21 protein-coding genes and 1 pseudogene are annotated in these 20,311 nt (G+C 61.4%); 7 read left to right on the plus strand and 15 right to left on the minus strand.

Going from position 1 to position 20,311, the window contains the following annotated elements; genetic code table 11:
• A partial coding sequence (locus IC232_RS29600; RefSeq protein ID WP_190848528.1) for a PLP-dependent aminotransferase family protein occupies window positions 1–1,032 on the minus strand: 1,032 nt, incomplete at its 3' end.
• A 218-nt stretch (window positions 1,033–1,250) separates the two neighbouring features.
• Here IC232_RS29600 and IC232_RS29605 point away from each other — a divergent pair.
• The gene (locus tag IC232_RS29605) at window positions 1,251–2,201 is read left to right on the plus strand and encodes a cyclase family protein (protein WP_190848529.1); all 951 of its coding nucleotides are present in this window, start codon (window positions 1,251–1,253) and stop codon (window positions 2,199–2,201) included.
• Window positions 2,202–2,418: 217 nt separating this feature from the next.
• Here the strand turns inward: IC232_RS29605 and IC232_RS29610 are convergent, their stop codons facing one another.
• The 4 genes and pseudogenes from IC232_RS29610 to IC232_RS29625 all read right to left on the minus strand — a co-directional run bounded on the left by IC232_RS29610 (window position 2,419) and on the right by IC232_RS29625 (window position 5,252).
• Complete coding sequence (locus tag IC232_RS29610) at window positions 2,419–3,690, minus strand: adenylate/guanylate cyclase domain-containing protein (protein WP_190848530.1); 1,272 nt, start codon at window positions 3,688–3,690, stop codon at window positions 2,419–2,421.
• 79 nt (window positions 3,691–3,769) lie between these two features.
• Window positions 3,770–3,982 (minus strand): annotated as a pseudogene (locus IC232_RS29615) (hypothetical protein); the annotation flags it as partial.
• 157 nt (window positions 3,983–4,139) lie between these two features.
• The gene (locus IC232_RS29620; RefSeq protein ID WP_409564990.1) at window positions 4,140–4,469 is read right to left on the minus strand and encodes an Atu4866 domain-containing protein; all 330 of its coding nucleotides are present in this window, start codon (window positions 4,467–4,469) and stop codon (window positions 4,140–4,142) included.
• A 54-nt stretch (window positions 4,470–4,523) separates the two neighbouring features.
• A complete protein-coding gene (locus IC232_RS29625) occupies window positions 4,524–5,252 on the minus strand; it encodes an SDR family oxidoreductase (protein WP_190848532.1) in 729 nt (242 codons plus the stop codon).
• A gap of 134 nt (window positions 5,253–5,386) precedes the next feature.
• Between IC232_RS29625 and IC232_RS29630 the strand changes: the two genes are divergently transcribed.
• Together IC232_RS29630 and IC232_RS29635 are read left to right on the plus strand one after the other, a co-directional pair.
• Window positions 5,387–6,286 carry a LysR family transcriptional regulator gene (locus tag IC232_RS29630; protein ID WP_190848533.1) on the plus strand — a complete coding sequence of 300 codons (900 nt, stop codon included), beginning with the start codon at window positions 5,387–5,389 and terminating at the stop codon, window positions 6,284–6,286.
• A 264-nt stretch (window positions 6,287–6,550) separates the two neighbouring features.
• Entirely contained in the window at window positions 6,551–6,985 is a 435-nt protein-coding gene (locus IC232_RS29635; protein ID WP_190848534.1) for a DoxX family protein, read from the plus strand.
• Between the two features lie 44 nt (window positions 6,986–7,029).
• On the opposite strand, the gene IC232_RS29640 is transcribed toward IC232_RS29635, so the two are convergent.
• Window positions 7,030–8,007, minus strand: coding sequence for a LysR family transcriptional regulator (locus IC232_RS29640; RefSeq protein WP_190848535.1), 978 nt, complete (start codon window positions 8,005–8,007; stop codon window positions 7,030–7,032).
• 106 nt (window positions 8,008–8,113) lie between these two features.
• Between IC232_RS29640 and IC232_RS29645 the strand changes: the two genes are divergently transcribed.
• Genes IC232_RS29645 through IC232_RS29655 form a run of 3 tightly spaced genes read left to right on the plus strand, consistent with a single transcriptional unit; the run spans window position 8,114 to window position 10,415 of the window.
• On the plus strand, window positions 8,114–9,028 hold the full coding sequence (locus tag IC232_RS29645) for a pirin family protein (RefSeq protein WP_190848536.1): 915 nt from the start codon (window positions 8,114–8,116) through the stop codon (window positions 9,026–9,028).
• A 30-nt stretch (window positions 9,029–9,058) separates the two neighbouring features.
• Complete coding sequence (locus IC232_RS29650; protein ID WP_312895253.1) at window positions 9,059–9,694, plus strand: NADPH-dependent F420 reductase; 636 nt, start codon at window positions 9,059–9,061, stop codon at window positions 9,692–9,694.
• Between the two features lie 58 nt (window positions 9,695–9,752).
• Window positions 9,753–10,415 carry a hydrolase gene (locus IC232_RS29655; RefSeq protein WP_190848538.1) on the plus strand — a complete coding sequence of 221 codons (663 nt, stop codon included), beginning with the start codon at window positions 9,753–9,755 and terminating at the stop codon, window positions 10,413–10,415.
• 313 nt (window positions 10,416–10,728) lie between these two features.
• Here IC232_RS29655 and IC232_RS29660 read toward each other — a convergent pair whose 3' ends face one another.
• The 9 genes from IC232_RS29660 to IC232_RS29700 all read right to left on the minus strand — a co-directional run bounded on the left by IC232_RS29660 (window position 10,729) and on the right by IC232_RS29700 (window position 19,376).
• A complete protein-coding gene (locus IC232_RS29660; RefSeq protein WP_190848539.1) occupies window positions 10,729–10,974 on the minus strand; it encodes a hypothetical protein in 246 nt (81 codons plus the stop codon).
• Between the two features lie 175 nt (window positions 10,975–11,149).
• Window positions 11,150–11,749 (minus strand): NAD(P)H-dependent oxidoreductase, encoded by a 600-nt coding sequence (locus IC232_RS29665; protein WP_190848540.1) that lies wholly within the window; start codon window positions 11,747–11,749, stop codon window positions 11,150–11,152.
• Between the two features lie 13 nt (window positions 11,750–11,762).
• The gene (locus IC232_RS29670; RefSeq protein ID WP_190848541.1) at window positions 11,763–12,380 is read right to left on the minus strand and encodes an alkylhydroperoxidase domain protein; all 618 of its coding nucleotides are present in this window, start codon (window positions 12,378–12,380) and stop codon (window positions 11,763–11,765) included.
• Window positions 12,381–12,394: 14 nt separating this feature from the next.
• Window positions 12,395–13,060 (minus strand): CMD domain protein, encoded by a 666-nt coding sequence (locus IC232_RS29675; RefSeq protein WP_190848542.1) that lies wholly within the window; start codon window positions 13,058–13,060, stop codon window positions 12,395–12,397.
• Between the two features lie 34 nt (window positions 13,061–13,094).
• The gene (locus IC232_RS29680) at window positions 13,095–14,141 is read right to left on the minus strand and encodes a putative FMN-dependent luciferase-like monooxygenase (protein WP_190848543.1); all 1,047 of its coding nucleotides are present in this window, start codon (window positions 14,139–14,141) and stop codon (window positions 13,095–13,097) included.
• A 27-nt stretch (window positions 14,142–14,168) separates the two neighbouring features.
• Complete coding sequence (locus tag IC232_RS29685; RefSeq protein ID WP_190848544.1) at window positions 14,169–15,833, minus strand: dipeptide ABC transporter ATP-binding protein; 1,665 nt, start codon at window positions 15,831–15,833, stop codon at window positions 14,169–14,171.
• Entirely contained in the window at window positions 15,830–16,741 is a 912-nt protein-coding gene (locus IC232_RS29690; protein WP_190848545.1) for an ABC transporter permease, read from the minus strand. Before IC232_RS29690 ends, IC232_RS29685 begins: the two co-directional genes overlap by 4 nt.
• Window positions 16,738–17,682 carry an ABC transporter permease gene (locus tag IC232_RS29695; protein WP_190848546.1) on the minus strand — a complete coding sequence of 315 codons (945 nt, stop codon included), beginning with the start codon at window positions 17,680–17,682 and terminating at the stop codon, window positions 16,738–16,740. Before IC232_RS29695 ends, IC232_RS29690 begins: the two co-directional genes overlap by 4 nt.
• 86 nt (window positions 17,683–17,768) lie before the next feature.
• Complete coding sequence (locus IC232_RS29700; protein WP_246812489.1) at window positions 17,769–19,376, minus strand: TIGR04028 family ABC transporter substrate-binding protein; 1,608 nt, start codon at window positions 19,374–19,376, stop codon at window positions 17,769–17,771.
• 365 nt (window positions 19,377–19,741) lie between these two features.
• Between IC232_RS29700 and IC232_RS29705 the strand changes: the two genes are divergently transcribed.
• Window positions 19,742–20,209, plus strand: a complete 468-nt coding sequence (locus IC232_RS29705; RefSeq protein WP_190848548.1) for an Lrp/AsnC family transcriptional regulator — start codon at window positions 19,742–19,744, stop codon at window positions 20,207–20,209.
• Window positions 20,210–20,311 lie beyond the last annotated feature (102 nt).

Raw genomic sequence — 20,311 nt, forward strand, 5'->3', positions numbered from 1 at the left:
GTTCGTGTCGAGTCCCGACTGGCGTGCCGTCATCCACACGAACATGCCGCCCTCCGGCACTCTCCATTCGAACAGGTCAGCCAAGTGTTCCTGCGCGGCCGCACAAAGCGCGTCCCGACGCTCGCGGTAGGCATTGACCAGTGTCGGGACGTGGCGTCGGTCTGCGTGCTTCCGGATGAGCTCCAGCGCGACCGCCTGGCAGAACGTGCTCGTGCTGAGGTCGGAGCCCTGCTTCGCCTGTGCGAGCGCACGAATCATGTCGGGTGCACCGACAGCCCATCCAACTCGAAGTCCTGGCGCGATGGTCTTGGACAGCGTTCCGAGATGCACCACGGAACCCTCGTAGCCGGCAGCTCCCGGTGCCGCACTCATCTCCAGCAGGGAGGGCTGCACGGCTCCTTCATAGCGGAGCTCTCCATAAGGGTCGTCCTCGACCAGCCAGATGCCGCTCTCCGCGGACCGGGAGAGCAGGGCTTCACGAGCCTTGCGCTTTAGGACCGTTCCTGTCGGGTTTGAGAAGTTCGGTACCACATATGCGAATTTCGCCTCCGGCCAAGGCCCTTCGTCGGGCAACTCGGCATAGCGCGGCAGGCGTGGGAGCCATGCATCCAAGGCACCAAGATAAGTGGGATACTCGGCTAGGATTGCATCACCGGAATCGATAAGAGCCTTGCCGATGAGTTCCACAGCCTGCAGCGATCCGGTCGTGATCAGAACGTTCTCAGGCGCGAGTGACAGGCGATCGGTTGAGAGACGGTGCGCAATGGCCTTTCGCAGATCGAACAAGCCCTCCACGGCTCCATACCCAAGAGCTGCACTCCCATGCTTCTTGAGGGCGTCACATGAGGCCTCCTGCACATCGGAGATTGGATAAAGGTCGGGAGCCGGCAGCCCTCCTGAGAGCGCGATTAGGCCAGGGCGGCGGCCGAAGGAAAGGAACTGCTGGGTAATGTCGTTACCCTGCTTCATCCAGGTTGCAAATTCAGGGCGGCGCGGTCCAGCACTCGGCGCCGTGTTGCTGGAAGTCGACATGGCACTCCATAGGAAGGCTCTTGCCTGATGAACGATCAGAGAGGCTTGGGAATGCGAAGTCAACCGGTGCCGAGACCACATCCGATATTTCAACGCACTGCCCATTCCACGGTCTGGCACATGCGCTTCTTTACGTCAGCACTCAGCTGATTTGCGGTTGAATGACGTCTTGCGACCATGAATGATTGCGCCTGCCAGACCAGAAAGGATGCATCACGATGACGAACTCCCTTCTAGCCGCCGTTCTGCTCACCAGCACTGTCTTTTCTCCGGCGGCCTTTGCGCAGCAGCCAGCCCAGCAGCAAACTGGACTATGGTTCGTCTACGAGCAAAGCATCAAAGGCGCCAAGCATATCGACCTCACCCATGCCTTCGCGCCCGTTCAACCGGTCTGGCCGGGTTTCGGCCAAGCCGATTTCAAGCCAACCACGGCAGGAGCAGACATCCCGGGTTATGTGAAGAAGGGGGAGGAGTATACCTACGACAAGCACGGCTTCGTCGCCACCAGCTACACCCTTACTACTGACCAGTATGGCACGCAGCTTGACCCGCCGGCCCACTGGGATGAGTATGGGGCAACGATCAGCGACCTTCCGCCCACCTATGCAGTGCGCCCGCTCGTAGTGATTCCCATCCACGAGAAAGTGGCGGCAGACCCGAACTATCACCTGAGCATGCAGGATATCCGGGACTGGGAGAGCCGCAACGGACGGATTCCTGAAGGTGCCGTCGTGATGGTCCGCTCGGACTGGTACAAGGGTTGGAGCGACACGGCGCGTTTCGCGGCCAAGCCCCATCCGGGGGTGAGCCTTGATGCGCTCAAGTTCCTGCACCTTGAGCGTAAAATTCTGTTCCATGGCCATGAGCCGCTCGACACCGATACGACACCGACGCTCGAAGGCGAGTCATGGCTGCTGCACAACCATTTTGCCCAGGCCGAAGGCGTGGCCAATCTCGACAAGGTACCGGAGACGGGTGCGCTGATCAGCATCGGCTTTGCGAAGCCGCTCGGCGGCACGGGAGGCTATGCCCGCTATGTGGCGATTGCTCCATCGGACTGGCCGCACGGCGTCACCGTCGCCGATGCTCCCGGCGCTCCCCTGCCGAAGCAGCCGGCTCCGTTGCGGCGAGATGAAAAGGGTGTGATGCGGCCGCAGGGAGCCAAGTAACAAACTTCCCCGGCGCGGTGCTGCAATGCGGCGCGCCGGGTGTTGAGCGCATATGAGAGCGGATCAGGTTAGCTGGCCACAAGCCGCAACGGGCGACACGCCGCGATGGCCTTGTCCCCGCGCGCAGTGATAAGGCGATCGACAATGTTGACTAGCACGCAGACATGGTTCGGCACGAAGCGCATCAAAGCGAACTCCCGGGTGATCGTCTGCCACCTCAGCAATGCGGGTTGGCCCGACGGATCGACGCCTGCTCCGGTTCCTCAGCCTCCATCCAGGATGGGTCGCGTGTGAACAGCTCTTGCGGCCGGTTGACGCCTCTCAAGGCGTAGCGGCCGACGGAGACGAGGCATTCCTGCTCGGCTATCGAAGCAGCCGCGAAGAAAGCCGAGGAGACCAGAACATCCCTCTCGACGGAGCGACAGAGGGCGGCGATCCGGCTCACCTCGTTCACGGTGGGGCCGACCACCGTGAAGTCGAGGCGGTCCTGGCTGCCGATATTGCCGTAAAAGACCTCGCCAATGTGCAGGCCCAGATAGGCGTCGGCGACCGGCAGGTTCGCGGCCGTGCGAGTCCGGTTGAGCGCGCCGATCCGGGACCTCATCAGTTGCTCTGCCTTAAGGGCGCATCGACAGGCTAGGCTCGGATCCTCTTCCCTGAAGATCGCGAGGGTGCCGTCCCCGATCAGCTTGAGAACATCACCACCGGCTTCACAGATCGACGAGATGATGGCTTCCGAATAGTCGTTCAGGAAAGGGATGATCTGCTCCGGATCGGCTGTCTCGGTGATATGGGTGAAGCCGCGCAGATCGCTGAACCAGAGAACGGCCTGGATCCGATCGGTGACGCCACGAGCGATCCGCCCTTTCAGGACGAGGCTGCCGGCATCACGCCCAAGGTAGGTTTCGACGAGGGTCTTGGCGATGCGTGCAAGCGAGGCGCATTTCAGGGCCAGCATCAGCGGCGATGCCAACTCGCGGACAACCGATATCTGCTCGTCCGTAAAGCCAGACTCGATGTCCGTCGTCCAGGATGAGTAGAAGGAATCCATCTCCCCGATGATGCCCTCAGCCTCGAATCGATGGATCAGAACGAGATAATCCGTCTGCCCCTCGGCGCGCAGGTCAGCCAGGACAGAGAAGTCTTCGACATGACCCGGTCCGATCCGCCGCCGCAGGAAATCCTCTCCGCTCGTCAGAAGATGATAATAGGTGCTCCTGCGCCAGTTGGCAGCGGCTTCGCCCCCGACATTTGTGCGGCCATACTCGACCATGTGATCGAGATCGCCCTGATCATCACGGCGCCACCGGAAGACGCGCCCCTCATGGATCGGATGCAAGGTGTCGATGACAATGTTCACGCGCGCGACGGGCACGCCTCCCGCCACAAGGCGATGGCAGAAGCCGTGAAGGAGCTCCAGCTCCGTCATGCCCGTCAGCCCGGCCTCCGTGACCCATCTTGCGATGTCTGCTGCCTTGCCGCTATCCATGGCGGTGCCTCATGATTGCGAACCTCCCGGCAGTCATCGACCACCGCAGATGGAGTGGTCGGTCATATCCGTAAGCGGATCAAGAGGCTCCCCGCCGTTTTGTCGATTCTGCCAGAGAGGGCTGAGATCCCGCTGGCTCAGACCGCTTCACCGGTCGTCTCCTGGACGCACCCAGGGCCACCCTCCTCACCGCCACGCAGAAGACAGGCATGAGGAATAGGCCGTACAAGATCACGCCCAGCATGCCGGAGAACACGGCCGTGCCTAGGGCCTGTCTCATCTCGGCTCCGGGCCAGTGGCGATCACGGGTCAACTTTTTATATTGGGTCGACCGATCGTCATCTTTTGCGCACCGAATCGGTCCGAATCCAGGCGTCCGAGGAGTGCCATGGCTGGGCATAGAAACCCGGCCGAGGAGCACAGGAGCTCGACCGGGACTGCCTCGGATATCAAGGGTTCTGTTTCACCTGCCCTTCTCTATGAAACAGCATTCCGCCGTGATGGAGGACGCCGTCGATGAACTCACCGTCGGCCGTGAACCCCGTATCGTCCCAATAGTCGATTTTGGTGCCACGGATCCCGTAGCGGCCCTGATAGGCACTCGTTCGGGTGCCCCGCGCCTCATCATACCGACCGTTCGGAAGAAGCTCCTGGCGGATGTGGCCGTCCTTTGTGACCCACATGCCAATATAGGGGTGGTCTTCCATCTCTGTTGCTTCCTTGACTGGAGGTTGATTGGTGCCCGCAGGCTGGCCGAGAGCCGATGGTGAGATGACCATTGCGGCAGCAAGGACGAGAGGGAGTGTGCTCCTTGGCATCGCATGCTCCTTGCTTCAGTGAGGACTCGCAGTCGGACGAACGATGATCTCGCTCACGTCCACCTCCGGGGGCTGCTCGATCGCATAGCGGATCGCTCGTCCGATGGCGTCCGGGCTGATCGCAGTCCTGCGGAATTCCCGCATAGCCGCTCGGGCGCTCTCGTCCGAGATCGTCTCAGCGAGCTCGCTCGTGACCACGCCAGGCGAGATCACCGTGACCCGCAACTGATCCGTCTCTTGCCGAAGACCGTCTGAGATCGCCCGGACCGCGTATTTCGTTGCACAATAGACAGCAGCCGTTGGCGAGACCCGATGTGCGCCGATGGACGCGACATTGATGATGTGACCGGAGCCTTGAGCTTCCATAACAGGGAGCAGCGCCGCAACACCGTTCAGAACGCCCTTGATGTTTACGTCCACCATCTGGTCCCACTCGCTCACTTTGAGAGCGCGGAGGGGCGAAAGCGGCATGACACCCGCGTTGTTGACAATCACATCGATGCGGCCGAACTCCTCGAGCGTGGCAGACACGATCCGAGCGAAGTCATCTCGCGAGGTCACATCGAGCCGGTGAGACCGCGCAACTCCGCCGGATGCCTCGATCCGGCTGACGAGGTCTTGCAGACGCTCCGTCCGGCGTGCGCCTACAATGACTATGTGGCCTGCTTTGGCCAGCTCCAGAGCCACCGCCTCACCGATCCCGCTGGAGGCGCCGGTGATCAGAACAACCTTCATCTCGGACATAAATTTCTCCTTTCACCCAAACCTGTGCCCGGACCTATGACGCGGCGGTCCCGAGCTCATGGACCAAAGGTAGTCCGACTGAGCTGCGCGATCGACTTGCCAATCATGAATGCACTGGTAAGATTTTGTGACCAATGAATACGGATCTTGCCGGTATCACTGTCTTCGTAACCGTCGCGGAAGCACGCAGCTTCCGGGCCGCCAGCGAACGCTTGGGGGTGACGCGCTCTGCCGTCAGCCAATCCATCCGGCGGCTGGAAGAGCGCATGGGTGTCGCTCTCGTCCAACGCACGACCCGAAGCGTTCATCTCACTGAAGCAGGAGAACGGCTCTACCAATCGGTGCGGCCGGCGCTCGACGATCTCGGTGCAGCGATGGAAGCCGTCGGCGAAATGCGCGAGCGGCCCAGCGGCATGCTGCGCATAACGGTCTCCTCCATTGCCGAGAGATTCCTGAACGGCCCGCTGTTGGCAACCTTCCTTGCGACATATCCCGACATCCGCCTCGATATCACCGTCACTGATGAGGAATTCGACATCGTGGCCGAGGGCTTCGATGCCGGCGTGCGTCTCGGTGAGGTGATCGAGCAGGACATGATCGCCATTCCGGTATCGAACGAGCAGTGCCAGACGGTTGTGGCTTCCCCTGATTATCTGGCGCGGCAAGGTGCGCCTGCGCATCCCCAGGATCTACCAAAGCATCGCTGCATAGGATGGCGGCCAAACCCGCAGGTCGCCCCATATCGGTGGGAGTTCACCGAGAACGGGCGTGACTTTACTGTGGACGTGAACCCTCGCGTGACCACCAACGACATGAGGGTGATGATCCGTCTTGCTTGCGCCGGAGCAGGCCTCACCTTCGGCATGGAAGAGACTTTTCGCCCCTATATTGCCCGTGCTGAGCTTGTGCCGCTTCTGGAAGAGTTCTGCCCGCCGTTCCCCGGCTTCCACCTCTACTATCCGACCCGCAGGAATGTGCCGCTCAAGTTGCGTGTACTCATCGACTACCTGAGACAAAGACGGCGGGACACCTAAACCGCCTATGGTATGAGGTGAGCCAGACTTGGAGCTCCTGCCGTCAAGGTTGCTTGCTTAGGGTCAGCAAGCCGACCAAAGCGTTACTTCCGAAACCTGCCAGAAATCGCCAATTTAAATTTTCATCCAGCACCCCGAATATTCGATTTTATCGAACATAACGATCCATTTTATTCGCCTTTTCCGCTATGCTGCATGATGGCATCTTTCCTTCTGTCCACGGCGCCTTTCACAGACCGCGCCCTTTCAGAAGGATTTATCACCATGTCAAACTCAGCAGCCGTCTCTCACACCCACACTCAGAGCCGTTCAGCTTTCGCCCTTGCTGATGCTGCTCCTCTGGCGGGCCGAGTGTTCTTGAGCGCAATCTTTGTCATCTCGGGCGCCTCGAAGATTGCCGCCCCGGCCGCAACGATCGGCTATATCGAGTCCGCAGGCCTGCCGCTGGCGCCTCTCGGGTTCGCCCTTGCGGTCATCGTTGAGACCCTGGGTGGCCTTGCATTGATCGCCGGCTATCGCACTCGGCTCGTTGCGGCAGGGCTCGCAGGCTTCACTCTTGCGACAGCACTTGCGTTCCACGGCAATCTTGTGGATCAGAACCAGTTCATCCACTTCTTCAAGAACATCGCCATGGTTGGCGGATTGCTTCAGGTTGTGGCCTTTGGAGCAGGCCGCTTCAGCCTGGATTCCCACCGTTAATGGCTTACCTGAAAATCATTCGGAGTCACGACAAAAGGCCGCGCTCACTCCGCGGCCTTTATTGTTTGCGGTCTGGCGCCCGCAAGGGAACGGGCAGCATTCTCATCCGCCCTTGCAGTTGGGCTCTCGGCTTGCTCCTGAAAGCGCTTGATCAGCCATGAACCGGCAGGGCCAGGCGGCGTATCCGTTCGATAGATCGCCTGCAGTCGGTAGGATCCTCCCCGGCAGTCGGGCATGTCGAGGTGGACGAGCCGACCGGCAGCCAGGTCGTCGCGCACCATCGGCTCCGGCATGTTGCCCCAGCCGATGCCCTCCTTCAGCAGCATGTGCTTGGAGCCAAGATCCGCCAGACGCCACGTCTGTGTTGCCACAACGGCCATATCCTGGCCTTGCGTGAAGGGCGAGCGGTCCGTCAGCACAAGTTGAATGTGATCGCGTCCTGCACCCGGTGCATTCTGACGCGCACGGGCTAGCGGATGATCGGGCGCGGCCACAGGCACCAGCTCGACGCCGCCCACGCCGATCCGCTCGATCCCGGCGATTTCCGCATCGAGCGGCCAGCCCACGCCGATTGAAGCGGAACGGCTGAGAACCATCTGGGTCACGGCCCCGAGCGCCTCGACGTTCAACCGCAGATGAACCGTCGGAAACTCGGCCCGAAACTCTTTGAGAGCGTCGACCACGCGCCAAGCCGGCAGCATCACGTCGAGCACGAGGTGGATCTCCGCCTCCAGGCCCTGCAGCAGCCCTCTGACCTTCGCGCGTAACCCATCGACTCCGTTGGAGACCGTCCTAGCTTCGGCCAAGACCATCCGGCCGGCTTCGGTCAGCTGAGGCTTACGGGTGGATTCCCGGTCGAAGAGTGACACCCCGAGCTGCGCCTCCAGGTTGGCGATCGAGTAGCTGATGACGGATGTCGCCCGACCCAGCCTGCGGGCCGCACCGGCAAAACTACCCACATCCACAATGGTGAGAAAGATCCGCAGCTGATCAAGCGTCGGGATCCCTGGACCGGATGGCATTTCGATTTCCTCGAACGTTACGGTTCATATTATGCCAGTTTTCGGGATACGGGAAATCGCCTTCTATGTCCTCACACAGTGCGCCGTTTCTGGAAAGGACAATGCCATGACCGTTCAGTCCTATGCCGCCGAAGTCGAACAGATCATTCTCCCGGCCGTTCGCGATCTCGGCGATGGCTTTCAGGTTCGCCGCGCCTTGCCATCCATGCACCGCCGCATGGTCGGACCGTTCATCTTTCTCGACAGCTTCGGCCCCGTTGCCTTTGAGGCGGGTGAAGGTCTCGATACGCGTCCACACCCTCACATCGGGCTTGCGACCCTGACGTACCTCATCGATGGCGAGATCCTGCACCGCGACAGCGAGGGCTATGTGCAACCGATCCGCCCTGGTGAAGTCAACGTCATGACGGCTGGACGCGGTATCGTGCACTCGGAGCGGAGCAGCGATACAACACGTGTCAGCGGAGGGACGGTGTTCGGCTTCCAGAGCTGGGTGGCGTTGCCCACGGACCAAGAAGAGACGTCTCCAAGCTTCCAGCACGCCAACGCCGGCGAACTTCCCAAGATGGAAGGGGAAGGCATCAACCTCAGATTGATCGCCGGCTCATTGCATGGGCGCACCGCACCGACGCGCACCTATTCCGATCTGTTCAACGCCGATGTGTCTATGAACGATGGAGCGCGCCTGCGCATCGATGCGGAGCATGTCGAGCGCGCGGTTTACGTCATCAGCGGAGAGATCGAGGTCGCCGGACAGACAGGGAGCTTCGGCAAGGACCGGCTCGTCGTGTTCAAGCCCGGTGCGGAGATCGTGCTGCGTGCGGTCGGTGCCGCTCGCCTGATGCTGCTCGGCGGCGAGCCGCTGCCCGAGAAGCGCTACATCTACTGGAACTTCGTGTCGAGCCGCCGCGAGCGCATCGAGCAGGCTGCGCAGGATTGGCGCGACCGTCAGTTCCCCGGTGTTCCCGGCGAGACCGAGTTCATCCCCCTGCCTGAGATCCCGCCCTTCCGGCTGAAGTGACACATCCGCGTCACGCTCGGTCCTGCAAGAATCACTGCCTCCCCAACCCACCAGAAGGAACTCTGTGCCATGACCTATGCCATTATCGGCGCGGGCGCGATCGGCAGCGCTCTCGCCCGCCAGTTCACCCGCAGCAACATCGACGTTCTGATCGCCAACAGGCAGGGGCCGGAGTCCCTTGCGGGTCTGGTTGCAGAGCTCGGATCGCACGTAACGCCAACGTCGCTGCCTGAGGCTTTGAAAGCGGATACGGTGATCCTCGCCGTTCCCTTCACAGCCGTCGCTGACGCGGTTCAGGGCTCTGCCCAATGGAACGGCCGGATCGTCGTCGACGCGACAAACGCCATCGACTTCCCGGTCTTCACACCCAAGGATCTTGGAGGTCGCCCCTCGACGGAAATCGTCGCCGAGATGGTTCCCGGAGCTCGCGTGGTCAAGGCCTTCAACACCCTGCCGGCGGCCGTGCTGGCCAGTGATCCGGCGCAGGACGGCGGACGCCGCGTTCTGTTCGTCTCGGGCAATGACGCCAGCGCCAACGCTGATATCGCCAGTCCGATCGAGCGCCTCGGTTTCGCGCCGATCACGTTGGGCGAGCTTAATCAGGGCGGGCTGCTCCAGCAGTTCGGCGCGCCGCTGGTCGCCCAGAACCTGATGAAGCACGGGTGACATCGTCTCCCGCCTGCTGACAACCCTCCCGCAAAACCTCTCTTGAAAGGATGCTCCAATGACTACGTCAAAACCTGTCAGAGTCGGCCTCGACGCGATGCTGACGCCGGACAACTGCGCCCTGATGCTCATCGACCATCAGCCGTTCCAGGTGAGCGGCGTCAAGAACATCGATGCGGCCCTCATGATCAACAACGTGGTGATGCTCGCGAAAGCCGCCAAGGCGTTCAACGTGCCTACATTGCTGACCACTGTCCTCAAGGACCGCGGCGGGAATCTCATCAAGCCGCTCCAGGATATTCACCCCGACCAAACACCCATCGACCGGACGACGATTAACACCTGGGAAGATGAAAACTGCGTCCGATGGGTGGAGAGCACGGGCCGCAGGAAGATCGTAATCGCAGCCCTGTGGACCGAGATCTGCCTCGCCTTTCCGGTCATTCACGCTCTCGGCGAAGGCTACGAGGTCTATTTCGTCACCGACGCCTCCGGCGGAACCAGCGTGGAGGCCCACGAGATGGGAATTCAACGGATGATCCAAGCCGGTGCCATTCCGCTCACTGCCGGTGTGTTCATGGCGGAGCTTCAACGGGATTGGGCTCGCGAAGAAACAGCCGGCAAGGTGGCAGAGATCATGCTCGAGCACGGCGGCGCCAGCGCCACCAATCTGGCTTGGGAACTCCAGCTTCTCGCCGGACGGGCCAGTTCTGGCGTCTGACCGCCCGAAAGCGAAGATAGCTCACGAAACGTTTAGGCACTGAGCGGAGATCGGAGATTCCGATCTCCGCTCGAAGGACATTGGCGCAAGGCCGCAGTTTGCTCCGCGACTATAGCGTCTTGTTCGAATGGATTTGTACAGATATCCAATGTCCGGAATGGGTCAGGCGACGACGATCCCCTGCCCTTCATGAATGTCCGTTCTTCCGCTCAATTGAGGACCTACGCTCTATTTCCGGGATGTGCCAGGAAGGGACATCCCGCATTTCTAGAAAGCGGACACTCACTGAATGTGCGATGCCGGCCTCAATCCCTCAGACGCTGACCACTGTCCAGATCACGGCGGCAGTCACATGCGCGAATGAGTGGGCTAGGATCCCGGCTTCAAGGCCTGCACGCCAGAACAGCCACCCGGACACCACGCCAGCCATGACGTTGACCACCACAACCAACACCGGCAGCCATAGCTCGGGTCGCCCGCGAGCACGAGCCCGCTCCCCAGACCGGTCAACACGTCCTTCCTCACCTGCTGGTACAGGACCGGCGTAGAGACGAACCAACCAGCACCTGTTTGACCGCAGAGGCATAGACGCTGATCCAGTGCGCGTCGGCGACCGATCCCGGCCGTAGCAGCCCCATCTCCTCGGAGGAACAACTCTCCTCAAGCAGAGGAGACAATAGCTTGTCGTGCAGGTCTCTTAAAGCTCGAGTGACAATCCCTTCAGATATAATCCTTTAGCGTGCGGCTTGGACAGGTCGAACGACGGCTTCCGCAACACCGATACGCTTCGGAATCAGACGGGAGAGTTCTTCCGCCGCGCCGGCAAGCCGGGCAAGGATACCGGCATCGGTCACAATATGCCCGACCTCGTCACCGCTCGCGGTGAAGTCGGCCTCCGACGCATAAACCGCTGTAGGTACGGTCAGGGCGGCAAAGAAGCCGAATAGGGGTCGGAGTGCGTGCTCAACCATGAGCGCGTGGCGCAGCCCTCCACCCGTTGCGGTGAGCGCCACCGGCTTGCCCGCCAGCCGCCCTGGATCGATGAAGTCAATCAGGTGCTTGAACAATCCGGTATAGGCGCCATTGTAGACGGGCGTACCCACAATCAACGCATCTGCGCTCTCGATGCCATCGATGATGCGCGCGGCGGGCAGCGGCAGATCGCTTCTTGCCAGTGCTGTGCCGAAGCCCGGTCCGGCATCAAGTATATCATAGACCCTCAGGTCGACAGGTACCCGGCGTCCGACTTCAGCGCCGAGTGCCTCTGCGAGGACGCGGCTGCGTGAGGGCCTGTGAAGGTTGCCGCAAAAAATGACGATGCGCGGTCGGCTCATCGTTGTCTCCCTCTCAGCCCGGCTGAGCCTTAGCGGAAGGCACCGGTTCGCCCAGAGAGAGCATCAACCGGTTAGCCCAGTTGAAGAAGGCTGCGCCGTTGATCACATCAACAATCTCCAGTTCCTCGAGCCCGGCCTCACGCAAGCCCTTGATATGCTCGCCGCCGAACGTGAGCGGCGTTTCGGTCAGCGCGACAGACGCATTGATGATCGCATTCCAGCGACTATCGATATCCACCTCGACACCTTCATCGAGAAGACGCTGAACGTCGGCTGTCCGCTTGGAATAGTGTGTGGCGAACCGGGAATGGACAGAGGCACAGAAAATGCAGCCGTTGGAGCGCGAGGTAGCTGTCGCGGCGAGTTCTCGCTCAGCTCGAGGAAGGCCGTTGCTCGTATTGTAGAAGATGTCCTTGTCGGCTTTCGTCCTGGCCTGCAGGACATCCGGATCACGGGCGAGCAGGAGGAAATACGGCGACTTCGCGCGCGACGCTTCGACAAGGCCGGCCCAGTGCCTCTCGGTCAGCTGATCAGCGGGAAACGGCTCCAGCCATGGCAGCCAGCCCAGCTCCTCCTGGGTGAAAGCGGTGGGCTCACGGTTATCGGGGTGCGACAGCGTAGTCTCGGTCATGGATATGTTCCCTCTCAAACGGCGCCGGTCGCCAGGGCGCCTGTGAAGATCTGCGTGAATTCGGGGTCAGCGCTTTCGATGGCGGGCGCTCCCGCGAAGGCCCGCAGGCCCGCAACAACGCGGATCTGGAATGACAGGAAGGACATCAGCTGCGACAGGGTCACGATGTCTGTTGTCGACCATCCTGCATCAAGAAGCTTCTGCAAGGCAGCCGGGCTTGCGTCGCGCGGATGGAAGACGAGCAGGTGCGCGTGCTCAAGCGCCGCAGCGAGCCGCGATCCGAGGCTCTCCCGGTTGTCGGCAGAGACCTGATAGACGAGCCCCTCCTTGTCCTCGATGGTGAGTGGACCCTGCGGATAGCGCCCATACGGACCTTTCGCCGAGCCTCGGTTGATCTCCGCGTGGATCACGTCGGTCAGCCTCGAATGTTCGAACCTGTCCAGGGAGGCGGCATAGAAGCCGGCCACGTGGGACTGGCGATGGAGCCCCGCCACGAATGTCGCGACGGCATAGCGTTCGACCGCAGTGACGTCGCCGGGGAACTCAGGCTCAAAGAGGGCCAGATAGCTCTTCTGCGCATTCTCCCGCGCCTGCGGCCGCTGATCACGCAATCGGTCGAGGCTGGATCCTGGGCGTATGCCGGCAAGATGGTCGATCACATCCGATATGATAGTGCTCATAGTCTCCTCACATTCCGGTTGTTGGTAGGTGGGTTCAGCGTACGAGGGCAACGCGCTTTTCGGGCTTGGCCACGGGCGACTGCCAGCCGAGGGCTGGGGCCACTTCGCTGGCGATCAGCTCGATGGAGCGCAGGATGTATTCGTGCGGCGGGTCGACCGAGTGCACCTGGAACACGAGGTCTGTCACCCGCGGCAGGGTGGTGTCCCGGCTCAGGCTCTCGAGTACATCCTCAGGCGTGCCAACATGGGTATCGAGCGCCGCGGTGATGTCTGCCAGACTGTCGCCTGGGATCACGTGCCCCTTGGCTGCGAAATCGGCCACGACCCTGCGCAACCCTTTCTCCGCAAGGCGGAGCGCCTCTTCTCGATTATCAGCGACGAACAGCGAGCGAGAGGCAACGATGCGCGGCTCTCGGCCCTCGGGCAGCGCCTCGAGATAGGCATCGATGATGGGGTGCTGGAGGTCGGGGAGAGTGGCGCGCGGGGTATCCTTGGGACGGGGCTGCGTGCGCGAGAGCATGAGGCCGTCACCGGCCTTTCCGGCACGGATCCCGCCGCCGACGGAGAAGGTCGCCTGCCAGACGCGATCATTAAGATCGGGCGCGGCTGGGGAGAGAGAATCCCCGCCTTCGAAGCGCCCACCGCTCCAGGCATTGCGTACGACCGCCAGGTTGCGGTCGAACACTTCCGAGCGAGTGGCACTGTCGAGGCCGAAGGCGGTGAAGGAGGAAGGTGTGCCGCCGCTCCCGATGCCGACCTCGAGGCGCCCGCCGGACAGAAGGTCCAGCACCACCGCGTCCTCCGCTACCCGGACGGGGTTCTCGAGCGGCAGAGTGATGATGCCCGTGCCGAGGCGGATGGTTGATGTGCGTGCTGCTACGTGGGACAGGAACACGAGAGGCGACGGGAGACCGCCTTCCGCTTCGTGGAAGTGGTGCTGTGCCACCCAGGCGGAGTCGAATCCGTTTCGCTCCGCATGAATGATCTGCTCGGCCGCGAGACGATAACGCTCGCTGGCGCTGACCTCGTCCAGAAGGCGGGTGAAGAACCCGAGTCTCTTGCGCTGTGAGGGAAATGTCATCGCTTTGCTCCAATTAATCGTCTGAAATCAATTCAGATTGACGTTATGCTGCCCGGGAATCGCGCTGATGAGCTCGCGCGTGTAGGCGCTGCCTGGGCGCTGGAACACGTCCTCGACCGGACCGCCATCGACCTGACGGCCGTTGTGCAGGACCGAGACCGTGTCCGAAATCTGACGGACCACCGCGAGGTCGTGGGAGATGAAGAGATAGGTTAGCCCCAGCGCCTGCTGAAGTTCGTCGAGAAGTGCCAGGATCTGCGCCTGCACGGTGACGTCGAGGGCCGACACGGCCTCGTCGAGCACCAGCACCTGTGGATCAAGCACGAGCGCACGGGCGATGGCGACGCGCTGCCGCTGCCCGCCTGAGAGCGCGTGAGGCTTGCGGGCTAGAACCGATGACGGAAGACCCACACGGTCGAGAATGGCCTGGACCTTCCTCGCGCGATCCTCCCGCGGCAGCGGATCGAAGTTCAGCAGAGGCTCCTCGACGATCTGGAAGATGGTCTGCCGCGGATCGAGGGAGGCGAAGGGGTTCTGGTAGACGAGCTGGATCGTCTTGCGGAACCAGCGCAGGCTTTCGCGGCGCAAGGTCGTCACATCGATCCCGTCGACAAGGATACGCCCCGCTGTGGGCTTCTGGAAACCCACGATGCTGCGAGCGGTCGTCGTCTTTCCGGAGCCGGACTCACCCACGATGGCGTGGGTCGCTCCCCTCTGGACGGTGAAGGACACGCCGTCCACCGCCCGGAAGGCATCACGCCTTCCGCCGATGGCGAAATCCTGCACCAGGTTCTCGACCACGATGGCGTCACCGCGCCGGTCGATGCGCGGCGATACGGAGCGGGGAACAGACCGGGTCTTGCCGAGCGACGGCGCATCGGCCAAGAGCTTGCGCGTATAATCGCTGCGCGGCTTGGCGAGCACCTCGGCGGTTGCTCCCTGCTCCTGAATGCGCCCGCCTTTGAGCACGACGATATGGTTTGCCCGGTCGGCTGCGACGCCTAAGTCGTGCGTTACCAGCAGAACGGCCGTGCCGTATTCGCGGCGCAACTCGTCGATCAGGTCGAGAATGCGCTTCTGCACCGTCACGTCGAGGGCGCTGGTGGGTTCGTCGGCGATGATCAGAGCGGGGCGCAGGGCAATCGCAATCGCGATCAGGACGCGCTGGCGCATGCCGCCCGATAGCTCGTGTGGATATTGTCTGGCGCGCAGTTCGGGCTGGGAGAGGCCGACGCGCGTCAGGAGCTCGATCACCCGCGCGTCTATCTCCGCCCGGCTGCCCTTCCGGTGAATCTGGAGCACTTCGGCCACCTGTGCGCCGATGGTCTTGACCGGATTGAGCGAAGTCGTCGGATCCTGCGGGATCAAGCTGATCTTGCTGCCGCGGATAGCGTCGAGCTGCTTTTGCGACCAGCCCACAATGTCGGTGCCGTTGAGACGCACCGTGCCAGCCTCGAGCCTGCCGTTCTCGGCCAAAAGACCGATCACCGCCTGCGCCGTGGTGGTTTTTCCGGATCCAGATTCACCCACGAGCGCCACGACCTCGCCCGGACGCACCAGAAGCGATACGTCGTGGACCACACGCTGGAATCCTTCGTTGCCGCGATAGCCCACCGCGAGATTGCCGATCTCGAGAACGGGCAGGTTTGCGACGTCCGCCGATGCTGGCTTGATGTTGATCGCCGTGGTCATGCCTTTGCCTTTCCGAAGGACTGGCTGATGCGGTTCGCCGACAGGACGACGACGATCACCACGATTCCGGGAACCATCGTCAGCCACCAGGCCCGCGCGAGATAGTTGCGTCCCTCGGCGATCAGCAGGCCCCATTCCGGTGTCGGCGGCGGTGCGCCGTAGCCGAGGAAGCCCAGGGTGGAGATTGTCAGGATGGCCCAGCCGAGTTGCAGGGCCGCGAATGCAATGACGGAGGTGAGGGAGTTCGGCAGGATATGGCGCAGCAGCACACGGCTGAAGGTTCCGCCGCTGCCGAAGGCTGCCTCGACATAATCGCTGGCCCGAACCCGCACCACCTCGGATCGCGCAAGCCGCGCGAAGCTGGCGATCGACGTGATGCCGACCGCGATGGCAGCATTCACGATGCCGAATCCGAGCAGGATGACGATGCTGAGCGACAGAAGAAGCTGCGGGATCGACAGCAGCACGTCGACCCCGCGCATGATGGCGGAATCGATCCTGCCGCGAGCCGATCCCGCGATGATGCCGAGCGTGGTGCCGACCACGAGGCCGACCCCGACGGCCACCAGGGCTCCCGAGAGCGAATTGCCTGCGCCATAGATGATACGGGCGAGAAGATCACGCCCCAGGACGTCGGTGCCGAGCCAATGCTCGGCGCTCGGCGCACGAAGCTGCTGGCGTGCGACGCCGACAGTTGCGCTATAGCTTGTGAACCATTGCGGGAATAGAGCCCAGAGCACGACGACCGCCATGATGGACCAGGACAGCACCAAGCCGGGCTGGACACCTCTGAGGGTCTTCAGCCAGCGCGCATCCGAAGGCGCATGCCCCGATGCTCGGAAGGTGCTTGCAGGGATGTCCGCATCGTCACGCAGCAAGCTACGCCCTATCGTGTTCAGGCTGGTCATGCGACAGCTCCTTGTTTCACTCTCAGGCGCGGATCGAAGACGGGGTAGAGCAGGTCCACCGTGAGGTTGATGAGGACAAAAGCCGCGGCCGAGAACACGACGATCGCCTGGAGAACCGCAATGTCCTGATCGTTGACGGAGCGCTGTGTCAGCCCACCCAGGCCGTTGAGACCGAACACCGCTTCTGTCACGACCGCGCCGGCCAAAAGCTCGCCGAACAGGATGCCTGCAATGGTGAGTGTCGGCAGGACGGCGTTCTTAGCCACATGCTTCCACAAAACCCAGCGATGGGACGCACCTTTTGCGCGAGCGACCGCCACGAAGGGCTCTGTCAGCACATGGTCGATATTGCGCATCAGGATCTGTGCGAGCGGCGCCGAGATCGGCACGGCCAATGTCAGGACCGGAAGGATCAAGGCCTGCCAGGGGCCCGGATTGATGATCGGGATGAGCTTGAGCTGAAACGAGAAGACCTGAATGAGCAGGATTCCGAGCCAGAACACGGGCGTGGAGATGAAGAGTGCAGGAATCGACTGGATGAGGGAGCGCAGCCACGAGAAGGGTGACAGCGCCGATAGCGCGGCGAGCGTGATCGCGAGGACGAGCGACAGCAGGAAGCCGAGAGTCGCGAGCCACAGGGTCTGCGGCAGGTTCGCGAGGATTAGATCGCCGACGGGAACGCCTGCATGAATGGAATAGCCGTAATTTCCCGTGAGAAAGCTTATTACCGTGTGAACGTACTGCACGAGCAGCGGACTATCCGCCCCATAGGAAGCGCGGATATCCGCGATCTGCTCCGGACCCAGGCCGAGTTCGAAATTGAGGAACTTGATGAGGATGGCATCGCCGGGCAGAGCTTGCAGCAGGATAAAGGACACGGTGAATGCTGCCCAGAGCACGAGAGCCGCCTGCCCTATCCTTCCGATCACGTATCGCGACATGGGAGATCCTGTCTGAAATCGAGACGTTTGATTGCAGGTCGGCCGGGCATCATACGTCTGTGACGCTCGGCCGACCTGAGGGTTCCTCAGCGGCGAGGCGCCAGCCAAGTGTTGTAGAAGCTGGGGCGACCCACCGCTTCAAAGGACACGCCCTTCACATAAGGAGCGGCAGCGAAGGCCTGCGGCTCCTCGAAGATCGGGATGGCGTAGGCCTGATCGACCACGTAATTCTGTACCTCGCCGGCCACCGCCAAGCGCTTAGTGCGGTCCGGCTCGGAGGCGAGCTGATCGAGGAGCGCGTTCAGCCGCTCGTCAACGAAGGACTGCACCTTATCGCTGTTGCCGCCCTTCTGCAGCAGAACGTTCCGGTTGGTCGGATAGTACTGGCTCTTGATCACGTCGGGATCGGCGCGGCCGACCATGGCGGGCGAAACCGGCGCCTTGGCGGGATCGAGGTTGTTCACGACGGCGCTGCCCGAGTCGGCGGTCAGCACGTTCAACTTCACGCCGATCTTCTCCCATTGCTGGGCGACGAGTTGCAGCGTCTCCTTATTCTGCGGCTGCGGCAGCGACTCGTAGGCCGACAGTTCTAACGTCTGCCCGTCCTTCTGGCGCCGTCCGTTCGCACCGAGCTTCCAGCCGGCCTCGTCGAGCAGCGTCTTAGCCTTCTCAATGTCGTAAGACAGCTTCGGCGAGAGGTTGACATAGCCCAACGCCGTCTTGGCGATGACCGAGGTCGCCTTCGGGTAATTGTCGGAGAATAGGGTCGAGACGATCTCGTCCGCGTTGGTAGCGTGCAGCAGTGCGCGCCGGACCCGGACGTCTGCGACGAGCGGATTATCGGGACGGAACACGACGCTGTTGTTCACGCCGCGAGTCGAGGGCGCGTAGATCAGGTACCCCTCGTCCTCAACCTGCTTCTCGTCATACGCCTGGATCTGGCGGATGACGTCGGACTGCCCGGCCACCAGCGCGCCGATGCGCACGCTATCTTCCGGCGTGACGATATACTTGATCTCATCGAGATAGGCACGGCCCTGGTGCTCGAGCTTCGCGGGACCCCAGTTGTAGTCCGCGCGAACCTTCAATGTGAGCTCGCGTCCGAGTGTCTCGCTCGCGACGACGAACGGACCTGAGCCGATGATCTTCGTGGCATCGCCGAGCGCTTCATAAGGCAGCGCGAGGGTCTTCAGAGACACGAGACCGGAGCCGATCACGGAGGTGCCTTGCAGGAAACCGGGCGAAGGCTTCTTGAAAATGAACTTTACCGTCTGCGAATCGATGACTTCGCTGCGGTCGTAGTTGTTGATGACCTCCGAGACCGGCAGCTTCAGGTCCTTGTTGCCGCGCCCGAACGTGTCGTAGTTCTTGGCCACAGCGGCCGCATCAAGCGGCGTGCCGTCGGAGAAGGTCACGCCCTTCCGGATCTTGAAGGTGTATTCCGTGGCATCGGCGTTCACCGTCCACGATTCGGCGATCCAGGGCTCGATCTCCAGAGTCTGGGGGTTCTGGTAGGTCAGCTTGTCGGTGATCTGGTTGAGAATCCCACCATTGGGATAGAAGCCGCCCGCAGGGGGATAGAGGTTCGTGTGAGCCTGCTGCTCGAGATAGGTCAGCGTTCCACCCTGGACAGGCTTTTGCTGAACGTCCGAGCCTGCGGCTTGTACTGCTCCCCATCCGCTCGTCCCGGCCAGGAGCGTGGCTCCGAGCAAAGCGGCAGGACCGGCTCTTTTCCTGAAGCATCGAGTGATGAACACGTTTTTTCCCCTGCACGATTGGCCAAATGACCCTTGAATTATCAAGCCATGAAGCCTTCGAATGCAACGGGAATGTTCTTTTTTTAGAACGCACTAAGCAGATATAATCTTCTCCTAGCGAGGCATTTTCCAGAATAATCATCTTTTTGGGCAATATTTCTCCGAATCGTCCCAAGGCTTCCGACGCCAAAATGACTTGAAGGCCCAATAATGTTCTTTATAAAGAACTGTACAGAACAGTGCTGAGGATTGCTTGGGCAAGCCTCAAGGAAATGATTGTTCTACGTTTACCGGGGTCTGACATGGATGCGACGGATACCAAGATCCTGATGCTGCTGCAGGAAAACGCCGATATCTCGATTGCCGAACTCGCCCAGAGGGTAAACCTCTCCCAGACTCCCTGCTGGAAAAGGGTTCAGCGTTTGGAAGCAACCGGTGTCATTCAGAAGCGCGTTGCTTTGGTCGATCCAGACAAGGTAGGCTTGGGATTGACCGTCTTCACCTCTGTTGAAATCGGTGACCATTCGGGCCAAGGCTTGCAGCATTTTGCCGATATAGTCTTAGCTATGCCAGAGGTGATGGAGTTTTACCGCATGGCAGGAGATGTAGACTACATGCTGCGCGTGGTCGTGCCTGACATGAATGCCTATGACGCCTTCTACAAGCGCCTCATCACTGCAATCCCGCTCAAGAACGTGACTTCACGCTTCGCCATGCAGCGGGTGAAATCCACGACTGCCTATGCCTTAACGCCAAGCATTGGGCGTTAGACCAAGAATTACGCTTTAGTGGCTCTGGCCTGCCCCATGTGGGTGATCCGAGTGTGATGGTAATTCAGGGTTGGTTGTGGCGCCAGCGTTGACGCATGGACT

Source organism: Microvirga sp. (assembly GCF_014699075.1).
Classification (GTDB): domain Bacteria; phylum Pseudomonadota; class Alphaproteobacteria; order Rhizobiales; family Beijerinckiaceae; genus Microvirga.